Raw genomic sequence first — 6,056 nt, 5'->3', positions numbered from 1 at the left:
TTACAAAAATCTTTGATTGCCAAAGTGAACACTTCGCTCTCTATATCCTAAAGACAACATCAAATATGCTGCAGACATTGCATCAAGAGCATCATCATGGGTTTTGCTATCCCCCTTATACGAATAAATATCATTAAATACAGAAGAACTACTGTACTTTGTAATATAAAGTTTTTTGTAAGTAAACGGCGTAATTAACGTTGTTATTCTGCTAAATTTATTAGACTTTGGCTTAACTGGAACAATTCTAAAATATTGGCTTATATTATTTCTTAGCAAGATGTATTCGCGGGTCAATCCACCAGCACCTTTTGTATTATCTCTATCCTCTAAATACAGTGTATGCACATTGAAATTCTCTAAAACGGTCTTTACCATATTCATAATATAAGGATCATTGGCTGGTCGTTGGTCTTGAAATACAAAAGCATAATACTTATCATCAACTCACTCCATAACACATAATGCAATGTTATCTCCTCCAACACTAAATGCTGGGTCTAAATATGCTATCGGGCTAGTAAATACATAATCATCAGTAATATTTATTTGTGTAAAAATTGAATCAGTGCTTGCTATCCACTCACCTAGCAAAACTCTTGCTATATATGATGGTATATCTTTATAGAGTTTTTCTTGTGTTTCGATAAATCCTTTACTAAGTAGAACATTATCATAAGTTGTAAAATTATATGTCTTAAATGTCGTTATATTATCAATATAATCGGTTTTAAAATAGTGTTCCGGATGATCGGGATTAGTATCAAAAATAATAGTTTCTTGCCCGCATCTTAGTCTTTTTAAGACCTCCTCTAAAGTTTGCTTGTGTAAAGTTGTAGCCTCATTAACAAAAATAAGTGCTGAATTACTTCCCCTAAATCTTTCAAAATCACTTGCCTTATCTCCACCATATAGATTAATACGTAGTGAATCAATCAGAATATATGAATTATTTGTATGTCTTGGGATATAAGGAATTTTAAGAAGTTTACATAGCTTTTCAAATTGTCCCAAAACATTAACTTCAACTGAGCGTTGTGAATTCCCAATAATGAAATTATTAGTATCACTAGAGTATAACTTTTTATTTTCAATTAAACTTTTTAGAAAAAGATAACATGCAAGATACGTTTTGCCACTAGCTATGCCTCTGCTGAGTATAATCTTCTTTTCATTATTCTTTTGAGTGCTTTTTATCACATTTTTTTGTTTTAAAGTTAACTGTTCTTCTTCAAACTTATCAAAATTAATTGAAGAACTTGTTAGCTTTACAAATTGTGATATGTCAACTCCATATTTATTTTTGTATTCCTTTTGTAGTGTTGTAAAAAGTTTTGTTTGATATAAGTTCACTTGTGTCCTTTACTATTTTTATAGTTGCTTTTGCTTTCAGCTTCATGGGCAGTTGTAAGTTTTTTCACACATTCATAGTAAAGCTCCATTTCTCTTATTGAGCACTCCTCTACATATTCATCAAGCTCACTTTTTAAAGAATTAATTTCTCCATTAACAATTTTCTTACTTTTTTTACTGTTTGCTTTATTTAAAGCATCAATTTCGGCTCTTAAATTTTCTATTTTAGTATGCATGCTAGCTAGCTCAACACTAGAATATCGCTTAAATGCATATATAAACCCTAATTCTAAATTGGCCCGCTCTAAATCTAATTCGCTTCTAACTTTCCTAGCGTTAACTTCTGATTTAAAGGTTTGCGACAAAAGGTGTTCAAAAGTATCTTCACTAATTGTTACTCTAGAGCCCTCGTTAACAACACTTTCTCCACTTTCCCATCTTTGTCTCATTCTCCACACATTTACTTTAGAAACCCCCAGTTTAGCTGCTATTTCTCCATCACTTAATGAACCCTCGCGAAAATACGCAACATAATCATCAAAAGACCTTTTGGCTCTTTTCAAGGAAATTCTCCTAAATTAACAAAATTAACAATTTGTTACTCTAAATAGTAAAGCAATTTATTAATTGTTAACATAAACTGTAAATTTCTTTATACCTATTAAATCTTGATCTATATTTCAAATGTTCATTAAATTTAAATACGTAAAAATATAATTTACTTATATTAAATGATTTTAGATAAGTATGTTTTATTTTAAAAAGGAGCGTAAAATCATGTCAAAAGCTGTTGACGAAATATATTGCCATTCTTGTGGCAAAACAATTAAAAAAGATGCTGAAATTTGTATTTCTTGCGGGGTCAAAAATAAACAGGCTGAAAACTACAATAAACTTATAGTATTTTTACTATGCTTATTTCTTGGTTACTTAGGAGTTCACAGATTTTATGTAGGGAAAATAGGAACTGGTATGTTATACCTATTTACATTTGGATTTTTATATATTGGTGCTTTAATCGATCTCATTAGAATAGCAACAAATAAGTTTGAATGTAAATAAAAAAACAAGACTATCAATTAGTCTTGTTCATCATAATTTATGTTTTTAATACCATTTTTTACTCTTGTTTATCTGCAGGTTCTTTAAGCTTTTCTTCTAATTCTTTATTTCTTAATTCTTTTTCTTCAATCCTATTTTTCAACATATTTATTTCTAATTTCTTTTCTTCAATTGAATTCTTTATATCTTAAAGTATTAAGTTCAGAGCTTCTAATGAATCAACCTCGGATTTTAGGTTATTATATCTATTATAGTCAACTTCATAAGATATTATGCTATATTGACAGTTTTCAATATCCTCTTTCCAAATTTCAACTAAATTTTTATTCTCTTCAATCATATTATCATCTTCTAATTTATAGAATTCAGACCTAAATTTAACAATTAAAGCTTCATCATCTAAATCTTTATTCTCTATTTCATATAACATTTTTATTCCATTTGTATATCTTTCAATATTAGCCTTATATCTTTCAATATTAGAGTTTTTCCATTCAATTAATTTATACTTAATATTGGGAAAAGCTGCCTCTATTGCATCAATATAAACTTTATGGTGCTTAATACTATTGTCTTTTAGCTGAATATAGCTTTTTCTTGAAAAACTAACTTCTTTTTTTCATTTGTTAATCTTATAATTTCATCAAGATGAAATTGATAAACATTAGGCGCCCGACTTCTTTTATGGCCTTCTTTAACAAAAAAATTTAAATTTTGAGTTTCTTCCTCGATTTCTTCTTCTAATCTTTTGATTTTATATTGGAATTTATCTCTATAATATTCAATTTGACTTTTAAATTCTTTTATAGAAGATCTAATTTTATTTTCATTTGCTAATTGATCTCTTTTTTCTCTTTCCAATATCTCTCTTTCTTCTATTTCTATTTTTTTATTATTAGCATATTCAAAATCATTAAATGAATGCTCCATGCCTGTTGAAAATTTATCAAAATCTTGGTTGTAATGTACATTACAACCAATTAATATAAATAAAAACAAAAAATTAAAATTAAAACTATTCATTGTGCCCTTTTATAATTAATAAATAACAACTTTTAAAAAGTTACATTTTAACCAAATACTTAAGCAATGTTAATATAAATAGAAAAACAAGCCCGGTTATAATTTTTATTTTTATAATTTATACTTTCAAAACCACTTCTTTTATTTTTTAACATTTTTTGACTCTTCTTCAATGCTTTTAAGCTCTTCTTCAATCTTTTCAAGTGAATCATCTATAACTTTGTTTGCTAATTCATCAGTATTACTATTGATATTACTTATGCTTAACCCTAAATTTTTAGCACACTGCCAAGCTTGAAATCCAATACTGCCTTTTCCTTTAACTTGCTGACCATAAGTTACTCCAGTTGCAGTATCAACTTGTTCTTTAAATTCTTGAAATTTTTTCCTAACCTCTTCTAATTCTTTTTTCCTTTTCTCCATTTTATCCTTTAAAGTTTTTTCAAGGGTTTCTAATTCGTTTTTAAACTTTTCTTTATCTTTTTCATCTTTTAGTTTTTCTTCTAATTTTTCCTTTAATTCTTTTATTTTCTTTTCATACCCTGAATATGTTCTAATAGAAATATTCTTAGGATCTGCTTTATCTATTTTATCTTTTAATTCTTTTATTTCTTTTTCAATCTCCTCTTGTAATTCTTGATCATTTTTGTCAATCCCATTTTTTTTTGATTCTGAATCTTCAACAACACCTTGAACCACTTGATCTTCACCTTGCCCCTGTGGCTCATCAGCTTGCACTAATTCTTCAGCTTTTGGTTTAACTTTTGCTTCTGGTTTTTCAAACCCTCCAAACAACTCTTCTTTTTTTATATCTAAAAATCCCTCAACTTGTTCTTTTAAATTTTGTTTTAAATCTTCACCACTTGCATAATTCTTGCAAGAAATCATCAATGCAAAAACAGCACAAATAATAAACATTTTCATTTTTTTATTCATAAGTTACTCCGTAAGTCTAAATCATAACGCAACCCCAAACAATTACAATTTTTCAAAGATTTAAATATATAATTTTGTTACATTCAGCTATTACATATTAACAAAACGCAAATGTAATTTTAACCAACTCCCAAAAATCTCTCCATTGCAAATGCACTACTCATTATAAGAGACTACAAAACACATACAACTTAAATTTCAAAGTCTTTGCTATATATCACTTAAAGTATAGTATCTTTCTTAAGTGCACCCCTTAAAAATTGCCTCTTCTGTTTATCACAGCTATCCTACAATCCAAATTTTGCATGCAATGAGAAGCCACACAATTTGACTAAATTTTTTTGTTTTTGGTAAAATATAAATTACATTTTTAATCAATTTTTATTACTTTTACTTAATTTAAAAGTAACACTTATAAGGAGAGGATTTTATGGACATGAATAATTATCTTAATTTAAATAATTTCAACATAGATTTTATGCTCAAATTATTACAAGATCATCAAAAACTAATAAATGAAAATAAAATTCTTAAAAATTCACTAAAAATTTCTTCTAAGCCTACTAAAAAAGCTTCAAAGCCAACTCCTAAATTTTATTTGACCCCAAAAATTGGCAAACTAATTGAAAAATGCATCAAAACTCTTAAACAAGCTGATCCAATATCTGGTTGGTTTTTACATTTACTCGCAATAAGTGGCTGCAGGGGCACCGAACTGCAAAAAGTAAAAATGCAAGATATTTCAACTTTTTTAAGCAAAAATGGAAAAACTTTATACAACATAAAAGTAAATGTGGCAAAAAAAAGAAATGTAACTTGTATTAGAGAAATTGTTATCAACTCAGAAGAGTTCGAGGCTATCCAAACAGCACACAAAAATCATTTTAATGAGAAAAATCTTGATACAAGACGTACTTATTTTTTTCAAAAATCCAAACATAAGTTTAAAGACAACCAAATTAGCATTATCCATATTTCTAATAAATTTAAAAATCTTCTTAAAAAATCGGGGTTTCGTGTAAATAAATCTCTCCATCTATGTCGAAATTTATTTATTTCAAATTTGAAATCCAACGGCTACAATTCTTTTCAAATTAAAGAACTTATAAAATATTCTTCAACCAATGAAATTGATAATATCTACGGCCTATCTTCTGCTAATAAAATTCAAGCTTATGAATGTGCTAAAAAGTGCCTTAAACTTTAGTAAAACTATTTCAGTTTAAATATACGCTTTGAAGTTACTTTAAATATTTTTCCACGTGGCTTTAAGTCAAGTGAATCATATAATATTTCTTTATTTTTTGTTGCTATAAAGTGATATCCATTAACCTTATCGATTTTAACTTCACTTATTTCAAATTCATTGGCTGCACCTAAATAATTTAAAGACTCATATCTCACGCTACTTCTAATTCCGTAGTAATTAAGTATCATACATGGATTTATAATAAAACAATTGCTCTTAATATATCCAAGTCCTATAAATCTATAATACGCTGCATTTATCTCATACGCATTAAATTCACGTTGCTTAAATAGACTTGTATAGTAATGTAGACACAAAAAGTAACAACCCCATTTTTGTATCTCCGGTCTTAAAGTTCTATTATCTTGTTTTATTTTATTAATAAGCATTAATTAATCCTCCTATATTAAATTTATTTTTTTAATTTTTTAGT

At 27.4% G+C, this 6,056-nt stretch carries 7 protein-coding genes and 1 pseudogene; 2 read left to right on the top strand and 6 right to left on the bottom strand.

Features of this window, described 5'->3' with window-relative positions:
- Positions 1-1,353: pseudogene (locus Bmayo_RS05005) on the bottom strand (PBSX family phage terminase large subunit).
- The gene (locus tag Bmayo_RS05000) at positions 1,350-1,916 is read right to left on the bottom strand and encodes a DUF603 domain-containing protein (protein ID WP_075552624.1); all 567 of its coding nucleotides are present in this window, start codon (positions 1,914-1,916) and stop codon (positions 1,350-1,352) included. The pseudogene Bmayo_RS05005 and the gene Bmayo_RS05000 overlap by 4 nt, the downstream one beginning before the upstream one ends.
- Positions 1,917-2,130: 214 nt before the next feature.
- Here Bmayo_RS05000 and Bmayo_RS04995 point away from each other — a divergent pair, with 214 nt between their 5' ends.
- Positions 2,131-2,415: a TM2 domain-containing protein gene (locus tag Bmayo_RS04995; RefSeq protein ID WP_075552623.1), complete on the top strand. Its 285-nt coding sequence runs from the start codon at positions 2,131-2,133 to the stop codon at positions 2,413-2,415.
- A gap of 187 nt (positions 2,416-2,602) precedes the next feature.
- Here Bmayo_RS04995 and Bmayo_RS07080 read toward each other — a convergent pair whose 3' ends face one another.
- The 3 genes from Bmayo_RS07080 to Bmayo_RS04985 all read right to left on the bottom strand — a co-directional run bounded on the left by Bmayo_RS07080 (position 2,603) and on the right by Bmayo_RS04985 (position 4,374).
- On the bottom strand, positions 2,603-2,845 hold the full coding sequence (locus Bmayo_RS07080) for a hypothetical protein (protein WP_235633175.1): 243 nt from the start codon (positions 2,843-2,845) through the stop codon (positions 2,603-2,605).
- Positions 2,846-2,991: 146 nt separating this feature from the next.
- Positions 2,992-3,438: a hypothetical protein gene (locus Bmayo_RS07075; protein WP_235633174.1), complete on the bottom strand. Its 447-nt coding sequence runs from the start codon at positions 3,436-3,438 to the stop codon at positions 2,992-2,994.
- A gap of 141 nt (positions 3,439-3,579) precedes the next feature.
- Complete coding sequence (locus Bmayo_RS04985; protein WP_075552622.1) at positions 3,580-4,374, bottom strand: hypothetical protein; 795 nt, start codon at positions 4,372-4,374, stop codon at positions 3,580-3,582.
- Between the two features lie 430 nt (positions 4,375-4,804).
- On the opposite strand from Bmayo_RS04985, the gene Bmayo_RS04980 reads away from it, so the two are divergent.
- Positions 4,805-5,581 (top strand): tyrosine-type recombinase/integrase, encoded by a 777-nt coding sequence (locus Bmayo_RS04980; RefSeq protein ID WP_075552621.1) that lies wholly within the window; start codon positions 4,805-4,807, stop codon positions 5,579-5,581.
- Between the two features lie 5 nt (positions 5,582-5,586).
- On the opposite strand, the gene Bmayo_RS04975 is transcribed toward Bmayo_RS04980, so the two are convergent.
- Positions 5,587-6,012 carry a DUF261 domain-containing protein gene (locus Bmayo_RS04975; protein WP_012599427.1) on the bottom strand — a complete coding sequence of 142 codons (426 nt, stop codon included), beginning with the start codon at positions 6,010-6,012 and terminating at the stop codon, positions 5,587-5,589.
- Between the last annotated feature and the right edge of the window lie 44 nt (positions 6,013-6,056).

The sequence above is a fragment of the Borreliella mayonii genome (genome assembly GCF_001945665.1).
GTDB classification, from domain to species: Bacteria; Spirochaetota; Spirochaetia; order Borreliales; family Borreliaceae; genus Borreliella; species Borreliella mayonii.
The sequence above is the reverse complement of the archived record's forward strand: the minus strand, read 5'-3'. Positions and strand labels throughout refer to the sequence as shown.